21 protein-coding genes are annotated in these 21,364 nt (G+C 67.3%); 8 read left to right on the forward strand and 13 right to left on the reverse strand.

Going from position 1 to position 21,364, the window contains the following annotated elements:
• The first annotated feature begins 131 nt into the window (after window positions 1–131).
• The 3 genes from ACFTR6_RS08295 to ACFTR6_RS08305 all read left to right on the forward strand — a co-directional run bounded on the left by ACFTR6_RS08295 (window position 132) and on the right by ACFTR6_RS08305 (window position 3,045).
• Entirely contained in the window at window positions 132–1,343 is a 1,212-nt protein-coding gene (locus tag ACFTR6_RS08295) for a thiolase family protein (protein ID WP_377957545.1), read from the forward strand.
• A 65-nt stretch (window positions 1,344–1,408) separates the two neighbouring features.
• Window positions 1,409–2,194 carry an enoyl-CoA hydratase/isomerase family protein gene (locus ACFTR6_RS08300; RefSeq protein ID WP_377957546.1) on the forward strand — a complete coding sequence of 262 codons (786 nt, stop codon included), beginning with the start codon at window positions 1,409–1,411 and terminating at the stop codon, window positions 2,192–2,194.
• Window positions 2,191–3,045 carry a 3-hydroxyacyl-CoA dehydrogenase family protein gene (locus ACFTR6_RS08305; RefSeq protein ID WP_377957547.1) on the forward strand — a complete coding sequence of 285 codons (855 nt, stop codon included), beginning with the start codon at window positions 2,191–2,193 and terminating at the stop codon, window positions 3,043–3,045. Before ACFTR6_RS08300 ends, ACFTR6_RS08305 begins: the two co-directional genes overlap by 4 nt.
• Before the next feature lie 61 nt (window positions 3,046–3,106).
• Here the strand turns inward: ACFTR6_RS08305 and ACFTR6_RS08310 are convergent, their stop codons facing one another.
• The 3 genes from ACFTR6_RS08310 to ACFTR6_RS08320 are packed head-to-tail and all read right to left on the reverse strand — an operon-like array spanning window position 3,107 to window position 4,677.
• Window positions 3,107–3,337 carry a DUF6480 family protein gene (locus tag ACFTR6_RS08310; RefSeq protein ID WP_377957548.1) on the reverse strand — a complete coding sequence of 77 codons (231 nt, stop codon included), beginning with the start codon at window positions 3,335–3,337 and terminating at the stop codon, window positions 3,107–3,109.
• 29 nt (window positions 3,338–3,366) lie between these two features.
• Window positions 3,367–3,798 carry an SRPBCC family protein gene (locus ACFTR6_RS08315; RefSeq protein ID WP_377957549.1) on the reverse strand — a complete coding sequence of 144 codons (432 nt, stop codon included), beginning with the start codon at window positions 3,796–3,798 and terminating at the stop codon, window positions 3,367–3,369.
• A gap of 27 nt (window positions 3,799–3,825) precedes the next feature.
• Window positions 3,826–4,677, reverse strand: a complete 852-nt coding sequence (locus ACFTR6_RS08320; protein WP_377957550.1) for an SGNH/GDSL hydrolase family protein — start codon at window positions 4,675–4,677, stop codon at window positions 3,826–3,828.
• A gap of 118 nt (window positions 4,678–4,795) precedes the next feature.
• Here ACFTR6_RS08320 and ACFTR6_RS08325 point away from each other — a divergent pair, with 118 nt between their 5' ends.
• Together ACFTR6_RS08325 and ACFTR6_RS08330 are read left to right on the forward strand one after the other, a co-directional pair.
• A complete protein-coding gene (locus ACFTR6_RS08325) occupies window positions 4,796–5,503 on the forward strand; it encodes a tyrosine-protein phosphatase (protein ID WP_377957551.1) in 708 nt (235 codons plus the stop codon).
• Window positions 5,500–7,611: a S1 family peptidase gene (locus tag ACFTR6_RS08330; RefSeq protein ID WP_377957552.1), complete on the forward strand. Its 2,112-nt coding sequence runs from the start codon at window positions 5,500–5,502 to the stop codon at window positions 7,609–7,611. The genes ACFTR6_RS08325 and ACFTR6_RS08330 overlap by 4 nt, the downstream gene beginning before the upstream one ends.
• A 9-nt stretch (window positions 7,612–7,620) precedes the next feature.
• Here ACFTR6_RS08330 and ACFTR6_RS08335 read toward each other — a convergent pair whose 3' ends face one another.
• From ACFTR6_RS08335 to ACFTR6_RS08350, 4 genes are all read right to left on the reverse strand, one after another.
• On the reverse strand, window positions 7,621–7,917 hold the full coding sequence (locus ACFTR6_RS08335) for a putative quinol monooxygenase (protein WP_377957553.1): 297 nt from the start codon (window positions 7,915–7,917) through the stop codon (window positions 7,621–7,623).
• A 107-nt stretch (window positions 7,918–8,024) separates the two neighbouring features.
• Window positions 8,025–9,368 carry a hypothetical protein gene (locus ACFTR6_RS08340; protein ID WP_377957554.1) on the reverse strand — a complete coding sequence of 448 codons (1,344 nt, stop codon included), beginning with the start codon at window positions 9,366–9,368 and terminating at the stop codon, window positions 8,025–8,027.
• A 125-nt stretch (window positions 9,369–9,493) separates the two neighbouring features.
• Entirely contained in the window at window positions 9,494–10,243 is a 750-nt protein-coding gene (locus tag ACFTR6_RS08345; RefSeq protein ID WP_377957555.1) for an ABC transporter permease, read from the reverse strand.
• Window positions 10,244–10,352: 109 nt separating this feature from the next.
• Complete coding sequence (locus ACFTR6_RS08350) at window positions 10,353–10,706, reverse strand: PaaI family thioesterase (RefSeq protein WP_377957667.1); 354 nt, start codon at window positions 10,704–10,706, stop codon at window positions 10,353–10,355.
• A gap of 270 nt (window positions 10,707–10,976) precedes the next feature.
• Between ACFTR6_RS08350 and paaZ the strand changes: the two genes are divergently transcribed.
• A complete protein-coding gene (gene paaZ / locus ACFTR6_RS08355; protein WP_377957556.1) occupies window positions 10,977–13,088 on the forward strand; it encodes a phenylacetic acid degradation bifunctional protein PaaZ in 2,112 nt (703 codons plus the stop codon).
• Window positions 13,089–13,221: 133 nt separating this feature from the next.
• Window positions 13,222–13,629 carry a VOC family protein gene (locus ACFTR6_RS08360; RefSeq protein ID WP_076800605.1) on the forward strand — a complete coding sequence of 136 codons (408 nt, stop codon included), beginning with the start codon at window positions 13,222–13,224 and terminating at the stop codon, window positions 13,627–13,629.
• A gap of 150 nt (window positions 13,630–13,779) precedes the next feature.
• Here the strand turns inward: ACFTR6_RS08360 and ACFTR6_RS08365 are convergent, their stop codons facing one another.
• Together ACFTR6_RS08365 and ACFTR6_RS08370 are read right to left on the reverse strand one after the other, a co-directional pair.
• Window positions 13,780–14,610 carry a DUF427 domain-containing protein gene (locus ACFTR6_RS08365; protein ID WP_377957557.1) on the reverse strand — a complete coding sequence of 277 codons (831 nt, stop codon included), beginning with the start codon at window positions 14,608–14,610 and terminating at the stop codon, window positions 13,780–13,782.
• A gap of 55 nt (window positions 14,611–14,665) precedes the next feature.
• The gene (locus ACFTR6_RS08370; protein WP_377957558.1) at window positions 14,666–15,283 is read right to left on the reverse strand and encodes a TetR/AcrR family transcriptional regulator; all 618 of its coding nucleotides are present in this window, start codon (window positions 15,281–15,283) and stop codon (window positions 14,666–14,668) included.
• A gap of 255 nt (window positions 15,284–15,538) precedes the next feature.
• Here ACFTR6_RS08370 and ACFTR6_RS08375 point away from each other — a divergent pair, with 255 nt between their 5' ends.
• Window positions 15,539–17,728 carry a multicopper oxidase family protein gene (locus ACFTR6_RS08375; RefSeq protein WP_377957559.1) on the forward strand — a complete coding sequence of 730 codons (2,190 nt, stop codon included), beginning with the start codon at window positions 15,539–15,541 and terminating at the stop codon, window positions 17,726–17,728.
• 29 nt (window positions 17,729–17,757) lie between these two features.
• Here the strand turns inward: ACFTR6_RS08375 and paaK are convergent, their stop codons facing one another.
• The 4 genes from paaK to ACFTR6_RS08395 are packed head-to-tail and all read right to left on the reverse strand — an operon-like array spanning window position 17,758 to window position 21,320.
• Complete coding sequence (gene paaK / locus ACFTR6_RS08380) at window positions 17,758–19,110, reverse strand: phenylacetate--CoA ligase PaaK (RefSeq protein WP_377957560.1); 1,353 nt, start codon at window positions 19,108–19,110, stop codon at window positions 17,758–17,760.
• A gap of 10 nt (window positions 19,111–19,120) precedes the next feature.
• A complete protein-coding gene (locus ACFTR6_RS08385; protein WP_377957561.1) occupies window positions 19,121–19,576 on the reverse strand; it encodes a hotdog fold thioesterase in 456 nt (151 codons plus the stop codon).
• A 36-nt stretch (window positions 19,577–19,612) separates the two neighbouring features.
• Window positions 19,613–20,488: a CPBP family intramembrane glutamic endopeptidase gene (locus tag ACFTR6_RS08390; RefSeq protein WP_377957562.1), complete on the reverse strand. Its 876-nt coding sequence runs from the start codon at window positions 20,486–20,488 to the stop codon at window positions 19,613–19,615.
• Entirely contained in the window at window positions 20,466–21,320 is an 855-nt protein-coding gene (locus ACFTR6_RS08395) for a CPBP family intramembrane glutamic endopeptidase (RefSeq protein ID WP_377957563.1), read from the reverse strand. The genes ACFTR6_RS08390 and ACFTR6_RS08395 overlap by 23 nt, the downstream gene beginning before the upstream one ends.
• Window positions 21,321–21,364 lie beyond the last annotated feature (44 nt).

Here is a 21,364-nt window from a genome sequence, read left to right on the forward strand (position 1 = left end):
CCAATAACCCGCGACAAGTGGACAAAAACTCCACTCCCGTTGACCGGCTGCCCGCACCGTGTAATCTTTATAGAACGAACGGTCGGTAATTTAGTCGCTTCCGGCCCAGCTTCTGCGAAAAGGATGTTCTCATGGTCGAGGCTTTTCTGGTCGGCGGTGCCCGCACCCCGGTAGGACGATACGGCGGAGCGCTCTCGGCGGTCCGGCCCGATGACCTGGCCGCGCTGGTGGTCCGCGAGGCCGTGGCCAGGGCGGGCGTGGATCCGGACGCGATCGATGAGGTCATCCTCGGCAACGCCAACGGCGCCGGCGAGGAGAACCGCAACGTGGCCCGCATGGCCACCATCCTCGCCGGCCTCCCGCTGCACATCCCGGGCATCACCGTGAACCGCCTCTGCTCCTCGGGCCTGAGCGCCATCATCATGGCCAGCCAGATGATCAAGGCCGGGGCCGCGGACATCGTGGTGGCCGGCGGCGTGGAGTCCATGAGCCGCGCGCCCTGGGTCCAGGAGAAGCCGCAGGCGGCCTTCGCAAAGCCCGGGGACATCTTCGACACCTCCATCGGCTGGCGCTTCGTGAACCCCCTGTTCAAGAAGGGCGAGCTCTCCCGCGACGGCAAGATGACGTACTCCATGCCCGAAACCGCCGAGGAGGTGGGCCGCGTGGACAACATCTCCCGCGAGGACGCCGATGCCTTCGCCGTCCGCTCCCACGAACGGGCGCTCGCAGCCATTGCGGCGGGCCGCTTCAAGGACGAGATCGTCCCGGTGACGGTCAAGACCCGGAAGGCCGAGACGGTCGTCGACACGGATGAGGGCCCGCGCGCGGGCACCTCCATGGACGTCCTGGCGGGCCTCCGCCCCGTCGTCCCCGGCGGCTCGGTGGTCACCGCCGGCAACTCCTCCTCCCTCAACGACGGCGCCTCGGCCATCATCGTGGCGTCCGAATCAGCGGTCGAGCGGCTGGGCCTCACGCCCCGCGCCCGCATCATCGACGGCGCGTCCGCCGGCTGCGAGCCGGAAATCATGGGCATCGGCCCGGTCCCGGCAACCCAGAAGGTGCTCAAGCGGAGCGGGCTCAGCGTCGGTGACCTTGGCGCCGTCGAACTTAATGAGGCCTTTGCCACCCAGTCCCTTGCCACCGTGCGTCGCCTTGGGCTGGATCCGGACATCGTGAACAACGACGGCGGCGCGATCGCTCTGGGGCACCCGCTGGGTTCCAGCGGCTCCCGGATCGCCATCACTCTGCTGGGCCGGATGGAGCGCGAGGACGCGCGGATCGGGCTGGCCACCATGTGCATCGGCGTGGGCCAGGGCACGGCCATGCTGCTGGAGCGAGTGTAGTGCCGGGCCAGAACAGTGTGAACGGCCAGAACGGTGCGAACGGTCAGGCCAGCCCGAACGGACACTTGAGCACCCGCGAGTTCAGCACCCTCCTTGTCGAAGAACGTGAGGACCGCGTGGTGGTGCTCCTCAACCGCCCGGACGTCCGCAACGCCATCGACCAGCAGATGGTGGATGAGCTCCATGCCGTGTGCGCAGCGCTGGAAAAGGACCCCAAACTCCTCATCATCGCCGGCACGGAAGGCGTTTTTGCCTCGGGCGCGGACATCGCCCAGCTGCGGGAGCGGCGCCGCGACGACGCGCTGCAGGGCATCAACTCCACCATCTTCGTCCGGATTGCCAGGCTGCCCATGCCGGTGATCGCCGCGCTGGACGGCTACTGCCTGGGCGGCGGCGCCGAACTGGCATACGCCGCCGACTTCCGGATCGGCACTCCTGCGGTGCGGATCGGCAACCCGGAAACCGGCCTCGGCATTCTTGCCGCCGCCGGCGCCAGCTGGCGGCTGAAGGAACTCGTGGGTGAGCCGGTGGCCAAGGAAATCCTGCTGGCAGGCCGGGTCCTCAAGGCCGAGGAGGCCCTCGCCGTCAACCTGGTCACCGAACTTCATGAGCCTGCCGAGCTTATGGACGCCGCCCACCGGCTGGCCGACAGGATTGCCCGGCAGGACCCCCTGGCCGTCCGGATCACCAAGTCCGTGTTCCATGCCCCGGCCGAGGCGCACCCGATGATTGACCAGCTGGCGCAGGGCATCCTGTTCGAGTCGCAGGCCAAGTTCGACCGGATGCAGGCCTTCCTGGATAGGAAAAGCACGGTCAAAAAGAACAGCACCACAGACGGGACCAAGTCATGACCGCCATTCCCCAGCACGTCGGCGTCCTCGGCGGCGGCCGCATGGGCGCTGGGATCGCCCACGCCTTCCTCATCAAGGGCGCCACTGTGGTGGTGGTGGAGCGCGACGACGACGCTGCCGCCGGCGCCAGCACGCGGGTCACCGATGCCGTGGCCAAGTCCGCTGCCCGCGGCGTCCTGGACGGGACCCCGGAGGAGGTTCTCGCCCGGTTCAGCACGTCCACCGACTACGCCGCCTTCGGCGGCTGCGGCCTGGTGGTGGAAGCGGTTCCGGAGGATTTCGAGCTGAAGGTCAGTGCCCTGAAAGCAGTGGAGGAACAGCTGTCAGCACATGCCTTCCTGGCTTCCAACACGTCGTCGCTCTCGGTCACCGACCTCGCCGCACAGCTGCAGCGGCCGGCCAATTTCGTGGGGCTGCATTTCTTCAACCCCGTGCCCGCCTCCACCCTGATCGAGGTGGTGGTGGCCAGGGAGACGTCACCGGAGCTGGCGGCCCAGGCGAAAGGCTGGACGGAAGCGCTGGGCAAGACCGCCGTCGTCGTTAATGATGCCCCGGGGTTCGCGTCCTCGCGGCTGGGTGTGGCAATCGCGCTGGAGGCGATGCGCATGGTGGAGGAGGGTGTGGCCTCCGCGGAGGACATCGACGCCGCCATGGTGCTCGGCTACAAGCACCCCACCGGGCCGCTGAAGACCACCGACATCGTGGGCCTGGACGTCCGCCTGGGCATCGCCGAGTACCTGCACTCGACACTGGGGGAGCGCTTCGCGCCGCCCCGGATCCTGCGGGACAAGGTGGCCCGGGGCGAACTGGGCCGCAAGACCGGCAAGGGGTTCTTCGACTGGACGGACTGACGGGCTGGAACCGGGAGGAAGCCGGGCTGCCCGTGCGAACGCACGGGCACCCGGCCGCCGCCTACAACAGGCCGACGATGTAGCCGACGAAGAACAGCAGGCAAAACAGCACCAGGATGCCGAGTGCCACCAGGACTGCCACCTGGGTTCCGCGCGGCGGTCCTCCCTCGTCGTGCCCCTGCGGTCCGCCGGTGGAGCCTTCAGCCGGAGGTGTTTCCCCGGGCGGCACTCCGCCGCCGGGTTCCAGTCCGGTGATGTGGTCTTCGAGGGGATCGGGGTTTTGGCTGCTCACGGTGTCCTCCTGTGCTGGCTTGCGGACGGCTACAGCGATTCGAGTTTCTGCCGGAGCCCGTTCAGGGCCGGGTTGCGGAGCTTCATGAACTGCGGCGTGAGGAACGGCTGCAGCAGCTTGTAAGGCCAGTTGATCCTGAACTGCGCGTTGTACACGACCTCGGAACCGGAGCTGAGCGAGCGGACATCGATCGAGTCAAAAGCCACGAGGTTCCGGTGTTCGCCCCGGAGCTTGATGTGGTTGTCGAACAGTTCGACCACCTCGTACTCGATGGGCTGGCGTTTGCCGCGGAACACCGCCTCCGCATGGTAGCGGTGGCCGACGGCGACGGGTCCCTCGGTCAGCTTGTCCATCACCGGCGTGCCCGGGTCCCACTCACTCGTGTGTTCGAAGGCGGACAGGTAGGCGAACGCAGTCCGCGCCGGCAGGGTGGAACCAACAGTGCCCGAGACTGTGATCATGACACCAGCCTAGCCACGGCGGGGCAACTAGCCGAGGGCTGCGGTGATGGACGCGGCGTAGCCTCTGGTGTAGCCGTCGGCCGTGGGGTGGAAGATGTCCGCCACCGACGTCCCGCACGTTGCAGAGGCCCCGCAGGCCGGCGGCAGGCCGACGATCCACGGCTGTGCGGAACCGATGCCGTGGCCGGCGAACGCCTGCGACACGTCCACGAAGTGAACCTTCGCGCGCCCGCCGTCTGCCTGGCGCGCTGCTGCAGCAATGACGGCATTCAGCTGCTGCGTCAGCCCGTTTATAGGATCAGCGGCCGGGCCGGCGCCGGGCTCGAACAGCAGCGGGTACCCGGCGACGTAGATGTCGGCTCGCGGTGCCGTGGCCTTGATGTCGTTCAGCATTCCCAGCAGATCCTGGAAGAAGGGGCTCGTCCCAGGGCTGGCCAGGGCAGTCTGCAGGACAGCCGCCCGCTGGGCCAGCGCCTCCGTGCACGCCTGCCCGGGGTCCGCCGCACAGATCACCAGCGCGCCGACCGAGTCCAGGTCATTGCCGCCCGCGGTTACGGTCACCAGGTCCACTTTTTTGCTGAGCACGGCGATCTGGCTGTTCCGCACACTGCCGGTGGTGGCGCCGCTGCAGGCCGCATTCCCGGTTAGGCCAATCTTGCGCTCCGCGTCCAGCAGCGACGGATAGCCGAGGCCGCTCCTGAAGCAGGTATCCAGGTACGAACCGGCGCCCTGGCCTGCGGCAAAGGAATCTCCGAGTGCCACATAGGAATCGAACCGGTCCGCGGAAGCCGGGGCGGGGGTCAGGCCAGCCAAAACCAAGGCCGCGAGGACGCCGGAAAGGCGGGTGATCCGTCGTCGTAAAGGCTGTCTAACTGTCATCAGAATCCCCATCTATGAGCAGGCCCGGGAGCAGCGCCATGTCCCAAGGGTACGCCCGCCGTCAACGCCTGCCCCGGAACCCGTGCGGCCACCGGGGAAGGTGTGGTTAGCTGGCTCCGTGGACGCGAGGGGACAGATCGGCTGGGACGGGGCGGTGAACGCCTGGCTTGTGGCCGGCTCCGTCTACCGGATGGGGCGGCGCGAATGGGTTACGGCGGCAGGCTGGCAGGAAGCCTACCGGGACGGGATCCGCACCATCATCGACCTCCGGAACCCCGGCGAACGGCAGCGCCGGCCCAGTGACCCGGAAGTGGGCGAGGCGCTCGCCGCGTTCGATTTGGTGCTTGCCCCCACCGAGGACCCGGAAAACCCTGAGTTCAAGGCACTGTGCGACCCCTACCTGAACGATCCGGCGCACTACGCAGCCAACGCACGCCTCTTCCCGGACAGGCTCGCCGCCGTGTTCAAAGCCGTGGCTGCTGCGCCGGGGGGCGTCGTGATCCACTGTTCAGCCGGCAGGGACCGCAGCGGCATGATCGCCGCCATGTTGCAGGACCTTGCAGGCGCAAGTGATTCCGAGATTGTGGCGAGCTACCAGGCCGCCATGCGCAGCATCAACGAGCGCCACCGGACCCTGTGGCCGCCGCATCCGCACGAACGCTACTTGGACGAGGAAACCCTCGCCCCGCTCCTGGAAACCCGGGGCGCTACGGTTCTGGACTTTGTGCGCCGGCTGAGGACCCGGGAGTTCCTGCTGCGGCACGGTGTCACCGGGCCCGAGCTGGATGCAGTGCTCGCAGCCCTGGGCGCTAGGTTAGCCCTGTGACTTCACCCGTTTCCGGCACCGCGCTCCGGCGCGCGCTCGCCCTCACGGCCGCCGTGGCGCTGGGCAGCACGCTCGCCGCGGCACCGGCTTCTGCCGCCCTGGAAAGTACGACGGCGGCGGCGGCTGGCGGCGCACAGTCCTCGCCGGCGGTTCCGTCCCCGGATTCTCCTGTTTCCCCGGCGGGCGGGGTATCGGGGGAGGGTCTTGCTGAAGCCGTGCAGCGTGACCTGGGCATGACGCTCGAGGAATTCAACGCCGCGGGGGAGCAGGGGAAACGTGCGGCTGCGGAACCTGCTGCTTCGGAACCTGCTGCTTCGGAACCGGGCGCTGCCGCTTCGAAACCGGGCGCGGCCGCCACCCCTGACGCGCCCACGGACCGTCGTGCCGTGAGCGTCGAACAGCTCTACCAGGCGTACCTCCGCGACGTGGGACCTGCGGGACTCCAGGCCGTGGCCGAGGCGGACGGCAGGTTCATCATCCGTACGGGCGGGATCAACGAGCCTCAGGCTGAGCCGCAGCCGGCAGCCGAGCCGGACAGCACCGGACCGGACAGCACCGAACCGAACAGCACCGGACCGGACAGCACTGAATCGGAAAGCAGCAAAGCGGACGGTGCCGGTCCCGCAGAAAGCCGTGCCCCGGCGTCGGCGGACCGGGCATTGGTGGAGCAGACGGGCGGCGGGCGGCTGTCGCCGTCGGAATTCGTGGGGCAGTATGCCAACGTGGTTCTGGAGAGCGGCGAACCGCTGGCGCCGGAAGAGGACTTCTTCGGCGGGCAGGGGTACCGGATCGACGGCGGGGTGGTCTGTTCCGCCGGCTTCAGCGCGTTCAGCCCCGACGGCGAGCCCCTGGTCCTCACCGCCGGCCACTGTGCCGACGACGGCGCCGCGCGGCTCGCCGAGGTGACGCTGCCGGCCGGGGATCCCGCCGGCGGATTCCTGGCGGACAACGCGGTCACGGGTAGGCTCGGGACGTTCGGCTTCAGCCAGTTCGGCGGTCCCGGGAATTCGTGGGTCGCGGATCCGGAGAATCCCGGCACGCCGGGGAATGACATCGCCGTCATCGAATCCATCCGCGCGGACCTCGAGCCGCTACCGGCCACCGCGACGTGGGCGGACCCCACCAGGCTCGGCACCGGCTCCGTGAAGATCGTGGGCATGGCCTCGCCGTTCGTGGGGCAGGCCGTGTGCCGTTCCGGACGGACCGCGGGATGGTCGTGCGGCACCGTGGACGAGGTGGGGATCTACGTCGTCGGCGGCGGCTCGGGGGACCCCGCTGATCTGCGCTCCTTCAGCGGATTCCTCTCCACCTCGGTGGAGTCCAGCGGCGGTGATTCCGGCGGGCCGTGGATTAGCGGGAACTACGCCGTGGGCACACATTCGGCGGGGAACTCCGCTGACTCCGTCGAGAATTTCGCCGTCGCGGCCACGCTCCAGGATTCCATGTCCGTCCTCCCGGGCGTGCAGCTGAGGCTGTTCCTGAACAAGCCGGTCCTGGCCGGAACCCTGCCGGCTGGGCCCATCGCCGCTGGGCAGCGGATCGCCGGGCGGCTGGCCTCGGCCCCGGCCACTGACGTTCCGGCGGGAACCCGGGTCCGGGTCACGTTCCCGGGCAGCGAACCCTTCGACGTGGACGTGGATGCCCAGTGCAATTGGACCTTCAGCGCTCCCGCCGCGGCCGACGGCTTCACCGCGCAGGCGGTGAACGGCTTCAGCCGCTCCGAACTAAGCACCTTCAGAACCGCACCGAAGCCCGCAGCACCTGAACCTCCGGCTGGAGGCGGTTCCGGAACGCCTGGTTCCGGCACGCCTGGAGCCGGGACGCCTGGAGGCGGCGGCTTGCCGGCTGCTTCCCCGCCTGCGTCCCCGCCGGCAGCGGCGAAGGGCGGCGAGCCCGCGGTGCTGGCGCCCGCGCCCCAGCCGACGGTGGTGGCCGTGCATCCTGCTGCCGGGTCCGTGCCTGCGGCCGGCCCGGACGGTGATGCGTCCCCGATGGCGCTGGCCGATACAGGTGCATCGGGCCTGACACTCGCCGCCGCCGGGGCAGGCGTGGCTCTGCTGCTCGGTGGCGTGATGCTGGCCCTGGTGCGGCGCCGCAGGAGGCGCTAAGCCGCAGCCTCAGCCGATGACGGCGGCTTCGTCCAGCGTGTGCGGTTCGAAGTGCTCAACCATGTCCCGCATCGACGCCATGCCCTCCGTGTAGGCCACCGATGACCGCCAGTGTTCCACCTGCTCGATCGATGCCCACGGACCGGTACTGATGAAGCGGTTGGGGACGTCGCGGTCACGCATCAGCAGGCCGTGCCCGCCGGGGTACTCCCTGTGGGTGCGGTCGGCAATGTCCTTCCAGGCCTTCACGAAGTCGTCCTCGCGGCCCGGCTTCACGAGCCAGATACCCATCGTGTAAACAGACACATCCACCACCTCCATTGGTGTGCAGAGCGGATACCTGATTATCTTCCGGCGGCGAGGTGGGCGGAAGAACCTGGCGGAGATACCGGCGTCGGCGGACCTGCCCCGCGCTAACAGTTAGGCGGCCGGTATTCGTAGGCGCCGGCGTCGGCCTTTCCGGATCCTGAGCATTGACCGCCCTGCGGAACGGCCACCTGGTCCAGGTCCGTCTCGGACGGGCTGCTGCCCGCCCGGTCTATCGCCGGGCTGCCGCCGGCGAGGTGGAGGTCCTTGGGGGCGTGGACGAATTTTGCGGGAGCCGTCGTCGAGGTGCTGTCCAGCGGAACGTTGCTGGGGCCGTTGACGACGTTGGACTGCTCCCTCCAGCCGGATCCGTCCAGCCAGAGGGCGTCGCGCACGGCAACGAGGATGTTGGCCCGGATGACCGTTGAGGACGGACAGGAAGCGTGGCAGACCACGCCGCGGGAATGTTTGCCGTTCAGCCACACCGTGTTGAATTCGAAGGTGGTGCTGTTCGTGGGGCCGTATTTGGTGTTCGGGCCACGGATGATCAGGCCAGCGGCTTCCCTGCAGTCCGACCGGCACGAGGAGCGGACGAGGTTGTAGCGGAACACATTGCCGTCGGCGGTACCGTCGGAGCGTCCGACCTCGGAAAAAACGTTGTTGTCGATGGCCTTGTTGTTGTGGATGATGTTGCGGTTGCCGTCATAGATTTCGAAGGCGCTGCCGTCACGGCTGAAGTCGTGGGAGAAGGCTGTGGAACCGGTGACGGTGTTGCCGGAGAACTCGTTGTCGTTGCCGTTGATCAGGATGCCGAAGGCACCGGAATCGTCGCTGCATTTGGCTGCCTTTGCAGTGCCGCACTGCCTTCCGCGGGTATTGACGTTCATGATGTTGTTGTCCGTCAGGACGTTGTTGAAGTACTTTCCGAAGTTTGAGCCCATGCTCACCTTGATGCCGGCGGTGTTGTCAGAGGCCTCGGAATTCCTGATCACGACGTGGTCGCCGTTGACGTTGAATCCCGCGTACCCGCAGTCGGTGGCCCGCAGCCCGTCCACCTCGATGTAGTTGCCGTTCAGCTCGAAGCAGTTTTCGCCTTCCCGCGTGGTTACCGTTGGCAGGCTCCCGTTGCCGTAGCTGTCCAGTTTGATGGCCGACGCCGATGTGCCGCTTTCGTTCAGGGTGACGGTGCCGACCCACTCGTCCCCCTTGCGGAAACTGATGGAGTCGCCGGGCCTGAAACCCGTCTCATTGATTTTTCGCAAGGACTGCCAGGGCGAAGCGGGGGACGTTCCGACGTTGTTGTCGCTTCCCAGCGCGCTCACGTAGTAGTGGGTGCTGTCCGCCGAAGGGTTCGTCGCCGAGGGGTTCGCCTGCCCGGTGCAGCGCACCAGCAGGAACATCAGAAGGACAGCCGCCAGCGCGGCGCCAACCCGTGCGGAACGTCTGCTCATGATTGCACCTGCCGGGAAGCGGATAATGCCCGGTCCAGCAGTGCCGCTGCCTGTGGCCCGGAGCGGTCAGAGTATAAAGCGCCCGGGCCAAAGTCAACGGCGGGCGGGACGGGCTATGCGGCCGCCTATGCGAGCGGAGCGGGCCGGACACGGACCGGGGCCAGCAGGCTGATCAGCAGGATGGCGGTGACGGCCCCGGCGGCCATGATCGAGGCGAGAACCACGATCTGGAACCGGCCTGCCTCCAGCGGCGACAGCCCGCCGAAGATTGCCCCGACAAAGGCCCCGGGCAGGGTGACCAGCCCGGTCGTTTTGGTCTGGTCCACGGTGGGAATCAGCGCGGAGTACACGGCGCTGCGCGCCATCTGATGGGTCGCCTGCCGGGCCGTGGCGCCCAGGGCGAGCCAGCCCTCCACCTGGTCCCAGCGGTCGATGACGGCCTCGTTGAACCTGCGGCCGGCGAGCGCCGCAATCGCCATGGAGTTCCCCACCACTATTCCGCCGATCGCCAGCACAAACCGGGATGTGAACTCGATGGCGCCGGTGCCGAACACGATGACCAGCGACGCGAGGACTCCGGCGGCCATCGAACCGGCCACGACGGCGAAGTGGCGCCAGGACCAGCCGAGGCGGCGTGCGGCGGTCACAGCGGCCACGGTGAACATGACGCCCAGCGCCACGGCCACCCACTCGGCGCTGGCGATCACGGCCCCGAGGACCAGGCTCACGGCGGCAAGTTGAGCCGCGCCGCGGAGGATGGCGAGAGCCGGTGAGAAGGCATGCGGAACCCGGTAAGCGCCGAGGACGGCCGCCGTCAGTGCCATCAGGAGGCCCACCGCGATCAGGGTGGGTGTCAGGCTGCCAGGCTCGGTCACCAGATCAGCCTAGCCGGGGCGGTGCGTCGGGTGGATGCAGCACGGTGCTTCCTGCTGGCCCGTCCTCACCGGCGTCAGCCGTCGTCGGCCGGCGTCAGTGGGCGCGGCTTCAGGTCCTTGGGGCAAGCAGCAGGTTGGTGATCCGCATGCTGCACAGCCGCTGGCCCGCCTGGTTGGTGATCAGCACCTCGTGGGTGGTGAGGGTGCCGCCAAGGTGGATGGGGGTGGCGGTGATGGTGATGAGGCCGGCGCGGGCGGACCGGTGGTGCGTGGCCGAGACATCCACCCCGACGGCGGTCTTGCCAAGCGTGCTGGCGTGAATCACTGCCGCCCACGATCCCACGGCTTCGCCCACGGCCAGCGAGGCGCCGCCGTGCAGCAGGCCGAACGACTGCCGGTTCCCCTCCACCGGCATGGTCGCCACGACGCGATCGACCGACTCCTCCACGATCTTGACGCCCATCTTCTCGTCGAGCTCGCCGAGGGTGATCTTCCACAGCTCCCCGGGCGTTGGCCCCGCAGGTGCTTCTGCAGCCAGTTCGGTGTCGCGGGCTTCCTGCGTCACGTGCTCTCCTGTCGTTGGTGTCGGGCCATCTGGCGCCCAAAGCGGTTATCAGTCGCCCCTAGTGTGCAGCGGGGCACATTCATGTACTGTAGACATATTACCGAACGGACGGTCAGTAATGTTCTGGCCGGATCAGATTTGTCCCCCCGTTGGAAGGACCCGTCAACGATGACCACCACCGCCGCCGCCCCCGAAGCCACCCTGGACACCGTGGAGACCGTCCCCAGTTTCGTGCAGGACTCCTGGTGGACCCCCGACGCCGGCTCTGCGGCTTCCGCTGTCGCCGTCCGGGACGCCAGCACGGGGGAAATCCTGGCCAAGGTGAGCACCGACGGACTGGACCTGGCCGCCGTCGTCGATTACGGACGCACCACGGGCCAAACGGAACTTGGCGCGCTGACCTTCCACCAGCGCGCCCTCAAGCTCAAGGAGCTGGCGCAGTACCTGAACGCGCGCCGCGAGCATTTCTACGCATTCTCCGCCCAGACCGGCGCCACCAAGATCGACTCGATGATCGACATCGACGGCGGCATCGGCGTGCTGTTCACGTTCGGCTCGAAGGGCCGGCGCGAGCTGCCCAATGCGCAGGTGGTAGTGGACGGTCCCATGGAGGTGCTGTCCAAGGACGGCTCGTTTGCCGGTGAGCACATCTACACCCGCATTCCCGGCGTCGCCGTGCAGATCAACGCCTTCAACTTCCCGGTCTGGGGAATGCTGGAGAAGCTGGCCCCGGCCTTCATCGCCGGCGTGCCCACCATCGTCAAGCCCGCCACGCCCACGGGCTACGTCGCGGCGGCCGTGGTGAAGGCCATCATCGAATCCAACATCCTGCCCAAGGGGTCGCTGCAGCTGATTTCCGGCTCGGCGCGCGGGCTGCTGGATGTGCTGGACTACCGCGACCTCGTGGCTTTCACGGGCTCGGCGACCACAGCACAGTCCCTGAAGTCGCACCCGAACGTGGTGCTTGGCGGCGTGCGTTTCACGTCGGAGACTGACTCGCTGAATGCCGCCATCCTGGGCCCGGACGCCGTTGAAGGCACGCCGGAGTTCGATGCCTTCATCAAGTCCGTGGTCACCGAGATGACGGTCAAGGCCGGGCAGAAGTGCACCGCGATCCGCCGCGCCATCGTGCCGCAGGACATGGTGCCCGCCGTAGTGTCCGCCATCGGCGCCCGGGTGGAGCAGCGCGTGGTGCTCGGCGATCCCCGGGCCGAGGGCGTCACCATGGGCGCGCTCGCCTCGCTCGAGCAGCTCGCCGATGTCCGGGCCGCCGTGCAGTCCATGCTCGACGCCGGCGGTGAGCTGGCGTACGGAACGCTCGATTCGCCGTCGGTCACCAGCGCGGACGGGGCCACCGGCGTCATCGAAGGCGGCGCGTTCATGTCTCCCGTGGTGCTCAGCTGGTCCGACGCGGAGGCCGAGCCCGTCCACTCGCTGGAGGCCTTTGGCCCCGTGTCTTCCGTGATCGGGTACAAGGACATTCCCGACGCCGTCCGCCTCGCCGCCCGCGGCGGCGGCTCGCTGGTCGCCTCGGTCTGCACCAACGATGCGTCCGTTGCCCGCGAGCTGGTCACCGGAATCGCTGCCCACCACGGCCGCGTGCTCATGCTGAACCGCGAGGACGCGCGCACCTCCACCGGCCATGGCTCCCCGGTCCCGCACCTGGTCCACGGCGGGCCGGGACGTGCCGGCGGCGGCGAGGAACTGGGCGGTATCCGCTCGGTGATGCACCACATGCAGCGGACCGCCATTCAGGGCTCGCCCAACATGCTCACCGCCGTGACGGGGATCTGGCACACCGGAGCCGACCGCAACTTCACGCTGGAAACGGAGGGCACGCACCCGTTCCGCAAGTCACTGGAGACCCTGCACATCGGCGATGCCGTCCAGTCCAATCTGCGCGAGGTCTCGCTGGAGGACATCTCCGCATTCGCCAACTCGACCGGCGACACCTTCTACGCCCACACCAACCAGGAGGCCGCAGAGGCAAACCCGTTCTTCCCGGGCATCGTGGCGCACGGGTACCTGCTGCTCAGCTGGGCCGCCGGGCTGTTCGTGGAACCTGCACCGGGCCCGGTCCTGGCCAACTACGGACTGGAGAACCTGCGCTTCATCACGCCCGTGGCTGCAGGGGACTCCATCCGGGTGACGCTGACCGCCAAGAAGATCACCCCGCGCGAGACCGACGAGTACGGCGAGGTGGCCTGGGACGCCGTCCTGACCAACCAGAACGACGAAATCGTGGCCACCTACGACGTCCTCACCCTCGTGGAGAAGTAACCCCCGCCGGACGCGTCCTCACATCCTGTCGGGTTTCCTGGAACGCCTCCTCAGTGCAGCTGCGTAGCGCAGAAAATTCCCCGTTCTTTCCGGGATTCCCGGGCGTAAAATGACCCCCGTAGGAGGTGGCGAAATGAACCTAGCACTAAGAACAGCCACAACCATCCTGCCTGTCGATGATCCGGACCGCGCCCGCGGATTCTACGCGGAAACGTTGGGCCTCCCACACCGTGGCAAGGCGGAGGATGGAAGCGATTTATTCGGCAATGCTGACGGCCCGATGCTGCAGCTGATGCCTGTGAAAGATGGAAAGCACTCTGAGCACACCACGTTGAGTTTTGAGGTCACGGACATTGAACGGACCGTCCAGGACATGGAGTCCAAGGGCGTTCGGTTCCAGGACTATGACCTCCCCGACCTGAAGACCGACCACCATATCTGTACGACCGACGCCGAGAAGTGCGCCTGGTTCATGGACACCGAAAACAACATCCTGTGCGTGCACGAAAGCCTCGGAACGCAGGCTGAATATCAGCTCTGATCCATTGCACCGTTGCAGGTTCCCAAACCCTCCCTCACCGAGCTGAGGGAGGGTTTGGTTTTGGGCGGCGAAAGGTGAGGAAGGGTCGCGGGGGAAGCGGCGAAAGGTGAGGAAGGGTTCCAAGGGAGGCGGCGAAAGGTGAGGGAGGGTTCAGGACCAGGGGGTGAGCGGGTGGCCCTGCGGCTCGCCGTCCACGTACACGTCGGCCCGCTCGTTGAAGAAACAGACCAGCCCGTGGATCTGCCGTGCGTCGATGAACCGGGAATCGTAGGCCCAGGCGATGTTGCGGCCCCGGGGTGACTCCGGATAGCTCCAGTACCTGGCCTCGCCCTTGTAGGGGCAGATGGTCCGGTGCGGGCTTGCCTCGAGCAATTCCATCCGCACGTCCTCAGACGGGATGTAGTAACGCACAGGAAGCAGCGTCTCGTACAGCAGCTGGGCTCCCACAGTGTCAGCCAGCACCACGCCGTCGAGCTTCACTTCGATGTGCCGCAGCGTGGCGCGCACATCGACGCGGTGGAACGGGTCCCGCGGGTGCCCGATGATTTCCTCGTGGTCCTCAAGCCAGTGGAACGCGCCGAAGTCCAGCACCACGTACCCTTCCAGGTCCGGATCCGAGAGCCGGAAGGCGGCCCGGGGAACGGGGAACCCGGAGGCCACGACGTCGAGCTCCTCGCCCGCCGCCGTGTGCCGCCTGAACCCCGTCCGCGGATCCAGTGCCGGGGGTGTGTCGGCCATCAGACGGACCGGGTACTCGTCAACGCCCTCGCCCTCCGCGGAGGGAGGCTCGAGCCGGGCCAGCATGTCCTTCTCGGGGACGGCATACACGGGGGTGACGCGCTTCGGCTCCCACACCAGGAGCGCCTCTTCGGTGTCGACGATGGGGCTTCCGTCGATGCCCGCACGGACCCTTTTGGACGTGGGCTGGTACCGGAGTTCGGAAAATGCACCGAGCAGAAGTTCCGACAGTTTCGTGGCCATGCATTCAGCGTGGGCACCGCGCCGGCCCTTCGTCAACGCCTATTTAGCGGTCCCGTCAGGGCTTGGCGTGCAGGCCCTCGAACGCCATGCTGATGACGTCGTTGGCCAGCTGTTCCGGCGAGAGGGAGCCCCCGGGTTTATACCATTCGACGATCGAGTTGATGGTGCCGAACAGGAGGCGGGTGACGGTGCGCGGGTCGATGTCCTGGCGCAGGGATCCCTCGTCGCGGGCGGCGGAGATGAGCTCGGCCACCTTGTGGTCGAAGGCGCGGCGGCGTTCCATGGCGTTGCGCTCAATGTCCGTGTTGCCGCGCAGCCGCAGCAGCAGGGTGACGAACGGCAGCCGTTCCACCAGCACGGCGATGGTCTGCCGCAGCACGAACTCCAGCCGCGCATCGGCCGCCCCCGAGGTGGCCCCCGGCTGGTCCAGAATCGCCTCGAGGCCGCCAAGCGCATGGTCCAGGGCCAGCTTCAGCAGGTCGCCCTTCGATGGCACATGGTGGTAGATGGCAGACTTCGAGATGCCCAGGTTTTCGGCGAGGATGCCCATCGAGGTGGCATCGTAGCCGTGGCGGTTGAAGACATCGACGGCGATCAGCAGAACGGATTGCTGGTCGTATCCGGGACGGCCGCGCTTTGTGGGGGCTGCGGTACTGGCTGCTGTGCTGGGCATACCCGCTATTTTCTCATGAACGTTCGGTAATCCCATCACCAGGTTTTGCCAGACCCCAAATCGGAGGGTGCGCGCCATCCGCCGCCAGCCTTTTTCCAAGGTGGGAACCCCACATTAATCGCCGGGGAGTATTCGCGGAAAGAGCTGACACTGCGGGACAAGGAGGTCCCCGGTCTGGAATCGGTCTCGGAACCACTTATGTGTTCACGGGGCGATTGAGTTTGCTTGCGCCCCCAAAGCCAGGAGGCGCGGACCATGTCAGAGGAATCTTCAAACACCGGCGGCCTCGCCCGCCGCACACTGCTCCGTTTGGGCGCGGCCGGAGGTGCCGGAGCGGCATTCATGGCCGCACAGACCTGGGCGTCGCCGCTGCTGGCCCAGCGGGGACTGCTCTCGGCCGACGGCGCATTCGCCGCCGCGTCCACGGCGCTGAGTGACACCCTGTTCTACATCGAAAAGTACCCTACGAGCCCGCTGATCCTCTCGCCTTTCAGGGACCCGCTGCCTATCCCCAGGGCCCTGGCCCCGGTGCCGAAATCAGTGGTGGAGACGTGGAGCAACCCGCCGGGCCCCGGACCGGGACAGCAAAACTCGCTGCGCAACGAGCAGCACCAGCTCTGGCCAAGCCGGATCGGATATCCGGACCCGATTGTCTACAAGATCAACCTCATGGTCCGGACGCACGCATTCACGACGTCCCAGGTGCTGCCCATTGACGACGACGGCGAGCCCACGGAATCCTTCGATTCGAACCGCAAGAAGTATCCCGCCGGCACCAAGCGGTATCTCCCACCCAGCACGATCTACGGGTTCAACGGGGTCTTCCCCGGTCCGATGATCAACGCCGAATACGGCAGGCCGGTCCTGGTCCGCTTCGAAAACCACCTGGACGAGAACCCGCTGAATCTGGACCGCCAGGACTTCGGCTCGCCGGACTGGTCCTTCCTGACCCACCTGCATAACGGACACACCGCACCGGAAAGCGACGGCAACCCGCACTACTCCATGGTGGCCGGGCCGAAGCGCCGGGGCTTCCTGCCGAAGATGTTCGTGGACAACCTGTACCTGAACTGGCCCGCCGGCAGTGACGACCGGGAGAAGCAAAGCTTCTTCTGGTTTCACGACCACACGATGGACCACACCGGCTCCAACGTCTACAAGGGCATGGTGGGCCTGTATCCGATCTATGACCCGAAGAACGGCATGGACATGGGCGACGAGCGCCAGGGCCTGCGGCTGCCCGGCGTCCGCACCAATAACCCGGACGGCTCGTTCGACGTCAAGTACGACATCCCGCTGGCGTTCTCCGACATCCGCCTCGATGACGGCGCCACCATCCACAAGGACATCCACGACGTGCAGGGGGAGTTTCCTGCGGCCAGGAATCCGGCCGAGCACCCGGAGTGGTGGGGGAAGACGTTCTACAAGCACTTCCCCAACCACGGCTTCGTGGGCGACATCTTCGCCGTCAACGGCACCGCGTACCCCGTGCTGGAGGTGAAGCGGCGCAAATACCGCTTCCGGTTCCTGGACGCCTCCGTCGCAAGGATTTACGAGTTCAAGCTGATGAGCTCAACGCTCGGCCCGAAGTCCTCGGCATCGCTCGGCTACGTGGATGACGAACTCCAGGGCCAGTACCGCATCCCGGACGGCCAGCAGTGCATGCAGTTCACCCAGATCGCGTCCGACGGCGGGCTGCTGCCGCTTCCGGTCAAGCGGGATTCGTTCGAGCTCTGGCCCTCGAAACGCCGCGAAGTCATCATCGATTTCACCCGGTACCAGGACGGCACGCCCACCACCAAGGGCGACGTCATTTACCTCACCAACATCATGAACATGCCCGACGGCAGGATGTGGGAAAACTCGTCCCGCTTCTCCCCGGACCCGAAGTACAAGGTGCCGGTGCTCAAGTTCGTGATTGGGGACACTGCCCCGGACGACAGCCGGATCCCTACGGCGCTCCGGCCGCTGCCGCCGCTGCCGGGCAACTGGCAGACCCTGCTGAGCAACCGCATGATCTTCGAGGTGAAGCGCGGCAGTCTGGGCGGGGAAACCGAATGGCTCATCAACGGCAAGCCTTTCGACCCGGCGGCGGTGGCCGCGAGCCTGAAGAATCCCGCAGGGCGCGCGCCCCTGGCCCAGCAGCGGAAAGGCAGCTTCAACCTGTGGGAGGTCCGCAACGGCGGCGGCGGCTGGGTGCATCCCTTCCACCTGCACATGGAGGAGCACCGCACCGTCATGCGAAACGGCAAAGACGTGACCCGTGGCGGTGATCCGGGGCATCCGGACGACGCGTCGAGGGAGGACGTGGCAGCACTCGATCCCGGCGAGTCGGTGATCATCTACCGCGGCTTCCGGGACTTCGTGGGCCCGTACGTGGCGCACTGCCACAACCTTGCCCACGAGGACCACGCCATGATGTTCGGCTGGTCAATCACGCCCTGACTGCCAAATCGGACGCCCTGCCCGGAGGACTACCCCTTCGGGCGCAGGTCGTAGATGCGGCGCAGCTTGCCGTTGGAGCGCTCGAGTGATCCGGGCTCCATCACGTTCACGGTGCACGAAGAACCCACGTGGATCTTGATCTGCTCGCGCAGGGTGTGGGCCGCCGTCGTGCTCTGCTCGGAGGTGACATTGTCACGCCGCTCGATCTTCACCGTCAGCTGGTCCATGCGCTGGCCCTCGGGCCGGGTGAGCTCGAGCTGGAAGTGCGGGCTGAGCTCGGGGATGCGCAGCGCGATTTCCTCGATCTGGGACGGGAAGAGGTTCACGCCGCGGAGGATGATCATGTCGTCGCTGCGGCCGGTGATGCGCCCCATCCGGCGGTGGGCGGGGCGGGCGGTGCCGGGGAGCAGCCGGGTAAGGTCCTTGGTGCGGTAGCGGATGATCGGCAGGGCTTCCTTGGTGAGCGAGGTAAACACGAGCTCGCCGTGCTCGCCGTCGCCCAGCACGTTTTCCTTACCGGGTGCGGGGTTGAAGGGGTCGATGATTTCCGGGCGGAAGTGGTCCTCCCAGATGTGGCTGCCGTCCTGTGTCTCCACGCATTCGCCGGCGACGCCCGGGCCCATGACTTCGGAGAGCCCGTAGATGTCGCAGGCCTTGATGTTCATGGTGACCTCAAGCTCGTGGCGCATCTCCTGCGTCCACGGCTCGGCGCCGAGCACTGCGTACTTCAGCGAGGTGGACGCGGGGTCGATTCCCATGTGTGCCATGGCATCGGCGATGGTGAGCAGGTACGTGGGCGTGGCCAGGATGGCGTCCGGCTCGAAGTCCTGGATCAGCTGGATCTGGCGCTCGGTCTGGCCGCCGGACATCGGGATGACGGTGCAGCCCAGGGCCTCGGCTCCGGCATGGGCACCCAGCCCGCCGGTGAAAAGGCCGTAGCCGTAGGCGTTGTGCACTTTCATTCCGGGGCGGACGCCCGAGGCGCGGAGGCAGCGGGCCACCAGTTTTGCCCAGTCAGCCAGGTCCTGCTTGGTGTAGCCGACGACGGTGGGCCGGCCCGTGGTGCCGGAGCTTGCGTGCACGCGCGCCACTTCGCTCTGCGGCACCGCGAACATGCCAAACGGGTACTCCTGGCGCAGGTCCTCCTTGGTGGTGAAGGGGAAGTTGCCGAGGTCGGCCAGTTCGCGCAGGTCCGAGGGGTGGATGCCGGCGTCGTCGAACTTGCGCTTGTACAGCGGCACACGGTCGTAGGCGTAGGCGACCGTGTGCTGGAGCCGGCTGAGCTGGAGCGCCTCCAGCTCATCCCGGGAGACGGTCTCCTCGGGGTCGAGGACGGCGTCGGCGGGCGCGGTGACAGTGGGTTCGGGGGCGTGGAGGGTCATGGTGTGCTTCCTACTTCTTGGGGATGGTGCGGCTGCGTCCGCGGAACTCGGCAATGAGTTCGCCGGGCTTGCCCGAACTGGGCTCGGTCCCGGGGCCGGCAGCGAAGATCTGGATGTCGTACAGGCCGCTGCGCCCGGCGCTGGAGCGGCGGTCGGCGACGGCGGTGATCACCTGGCCCTGGTAGGCCGGCTTAAGGAAGTTGATGTCGACGCCGGCAGCAACGGTGATGCTGTCAGGGTCGGCGGGCGAGGCGGGGTTGCAGGCGAGGGCGAAGGCGGTGTCGGCGAAGGCGAAGATCATTCCGCCGTGGGCCATGCCGAAGCCGTTGAGCATTTCCTGCCGGAGGGTCATCCGGACGGTTGCGTGGCCGTCGCTGAGGGCGAGGACTTCGATGCCCATCCATTCCGAGGCGTAGTCGTTCTCGAGGATGGGGTGCGCCACACCAGGGATTGCCGTTTCAGCCATGCGTCGTTGCCTCCAGCTTTATTTACCGAATGTTCATTAGGTAATCCCATGGGAGGGGTCTGTGTCAAGGGTCCGCGCCAGCCGGATGGGGCCGGCAATGGCGATGACCACCAGCGCCGCCAGCACATGCAGGAGTGCCACGGTCCACCAGAGCGTGAGGTAGTCCGGCCCCAGCAGGGAAGGAAACACCAGGGCACCGGCTGTGTTGAAGGCGGCGTGGAAGACCATGCAGACGGGAACGCTGCCGCTGCTGTTGTAGAGCCAGGCCAGCAGGACGGACTGGGCCAGGATCATCAGCAGGAACGGCAGCGGCGGCCGTTGCCCGGTGGGATCCGAGATCAGCTCCGGCAGGTGCCAGGCACCCCATGCCAGCCCGAGGAGCAGCGCAGCAGAGAGGGCCGGCCGGTTCCGCTGCAGGAGGGGCAGGGCATAGCCACGCCAGCCCAGCTCTTCGAAGATGCCCACGATGACCAGCGTGAACGCGAACGTGCCGAGCAGCATGAACCAGCCCGGGTTGGGGCCGAGCTCGGGGGCGGGCGCGCCACCTGAGACCGTGAGCGCGGTGGCCACCGTCACCAGCAGGCACGGCAGCCCCACGGCGAAAACGTACCAGCGGCCGGCCACGCGCCACCGCGCCAGTTTGCCCAGCAGCCGCATCAGCTCGGCCTTGCCGCCGGTCAGGGCGGTGGTGATGATGGCGGCCAGGGCGGGCCCGAACGGTATCAGCGGCGAGCTGTTCGGGTTGAGGAGGGTCAGCGGCCATGCCAGCCAGGAAATGGCGAAGGCCAGGGCGAAGAACAGCGCCAGCCGGTGGCGGGCCGGCCACGCTTTGGCGCCGCCGGATACTTTGGCCCCGGGCCGCATGGGCTGCTCAGCTGGCGACGGCTGCTCAGCTGGCGACGGCTGCGCCATGACCGGACTCCGCTGACAGGGCGCGGAATTTCCGCAGCAGCACCAGGACCACCAGCAAAAGGCTGGCCGCGGCAATCTGCTGCCATGCGCCGTCGAACACTGGAAGTTTTGACTGCTCCGAGGCATTAAAGGAGGCGTGGAGCAGGGCCACGATCAGCACGCTCTGCCCCGTGCCGAGGTAGGCGATGCCCACCAGGAGCCGGAAGAGCGGGGCGAAGACCAGGAGCACGCCCCAGGCCAGGGCCACGTCGGGCCACGGTGTGCCGGTGAAGCCCTTGTCCGCAAAGGCCAGCGGGAGGTGGATGAGCGCGAAGGGGATGGCCGTGAGCAGGCTGCCGCCCGCCATTCCGTGGCGTTCCATCAGCCGGCGCTGGACCACGCCCGTCCAGGCCAGCTCCTCCCAGATGTTCCCCAGCAGGGCGCCGATCACCACTGTGTTGAGCATGTACGCCCCGGCCACGGATGCCCACTCGCCCGTCGGCTGGCGGGCGGTGCCGGTGGCGGATGCGATGAGAACGGTCAGCACGGGTAGCGCCAGGACCGCCGCCACGTACCAGCCGGCGCCGACACGCCAGCGGACGGCCTGCCGGAACAGGGCCCGCACGCCGGGCCGGCCTTCGGAGGCCGCGGTCACCAGAACGGCCGTTCCCAGCAGGATGAGCAGTTCGGCGAGGATGCCGGGGAGCGCGTTGCCAAGCAGTGCGACGGAAAGTATCAGCGCCACCCAGCTCAGCGCGATGGCAATGACCAAAAATGCCGTAACAGGGTGGGCAGCGATGTGCTGGCGGAGGGAAGCGGCGGACGGAGCGGAGACGCGGCCAGCGTGGTTCATCGGTACCACCATCGTTCAGGAGGCTGCAGGTCAGGACACTGCTG

It is taken from the genome of Arthrobacter sp. NPDC057009 (assembly GCF_042673905.1).
Classification (GTDB): domain Bacteria; phylum Actinomycetota; class Actinomycetes; order Actinomycetales; family Micrococcaceae; genus Arthrobacter.

Coding starts and splice junctions, on each gene's coding strand:
- ACFTR6_RS08295 (WP_377957545.1), top strand. CDS start 132: ATGGTCGAGGCTTTTCTGGTCGGCGGTGCCCGCACCCCGGTAGGACGA.
- ACFTR6_RS08305 (WP_377957547.1), top strand. CDS start 2,191: ATGACCGCCATTCCCCAGCACGTCGGCGTCCTCGGCGGCGGCCGCATG.
- ACFTR6_RS08315 (WP_377957549.1), bottom strand. CDS start 3,798: ATGATCACAGTCTCGGGCACTGTTGGTTCCACCCTGCCGGCGCGGACT.
- ACFTR6_RS08320 (WP_377957550.1), bottom strand. CDS start 4,677: ATGACAGTTAGACAGCCTTTACGACGACGGATCACCCGCCTTTCCGGC.
- ACFTR6_RS08340 (WP_377957554.1), bottom strand. CDS start 9,368: ATGAGCAGACGTTCCGCACGGGTTGGCGCCGCGCTGGCGGCTGTCCTT.
- ACFTR6_RS08350 (WP_377957667.1), bottom strand. CDS start 10,706: ATGGGCGTCAAGATCGTGGAGGAGTCGGTCGATCGCGTCGTGGCGACC.
- paaZ (WP_377957556.1), top strand. CDS start 10,977: ATGACCACCACCGCCGCCGCCCCCGAAGCCACCCTGGACACCGTGGAG.
- ACFTR6_RS08360 (WP_076800605.1), top strand. CDS start 13,222: ATGAACCTAGCACTAAGAACAGCCACAACCATCCTGCCTGTCGATGAT.
- ACFTR6_RS08365 (WP_377957557.1), bottom strand. CDS start 14,610: ATGGCCACGAAACTGTCGGAACTTCTGCTCGGTGCATTTTCCGAACTC.
- ACFTR6_RS08370 (WP_377957558.1), bottom strand. CDS start 15,283: ATGCCCAGCACAGCAGCCAGTACCGCAGCCCCCACAAAGCGCGGCCGT.
- ACFTR6_RS08375 (WP_377957559.1), top strand. CDS start 15,539: ATGTCAGAGGAATCTTCAAACACCGGCGGCCTCGCCCGCCGCACACTG.
- paaK (WP_377957560.1), bottom strand. CDS start 19,110: ATGACCCTCCACGCCCCCGAACCCACTGTCACCGCGCCCGCCGACGCC.
- ACFTR6_RS08385 (WP_377957561.1), bottom strand. CDS start 19,576: ATGGCTGAAACGGCAATCCCTGGTGTGGCGCACCCCATCCTCGAGAAC.
- ACFTR6_RS08390 (WP_377957562.1), bottom strand. CDS start 20,488: ATGGCGCAGCCGTCGCCAGCTGAGCAGCCGTCGCCAGCTGAGCAGCCC.
- ACFTR6_RS08395 (WP_377957563.1), bottom strand. CDS start 21,320: ATGAACCACGCTGGCCGCGTCTCCGCTCCGTCCGCCGCTTCCCTCCGC.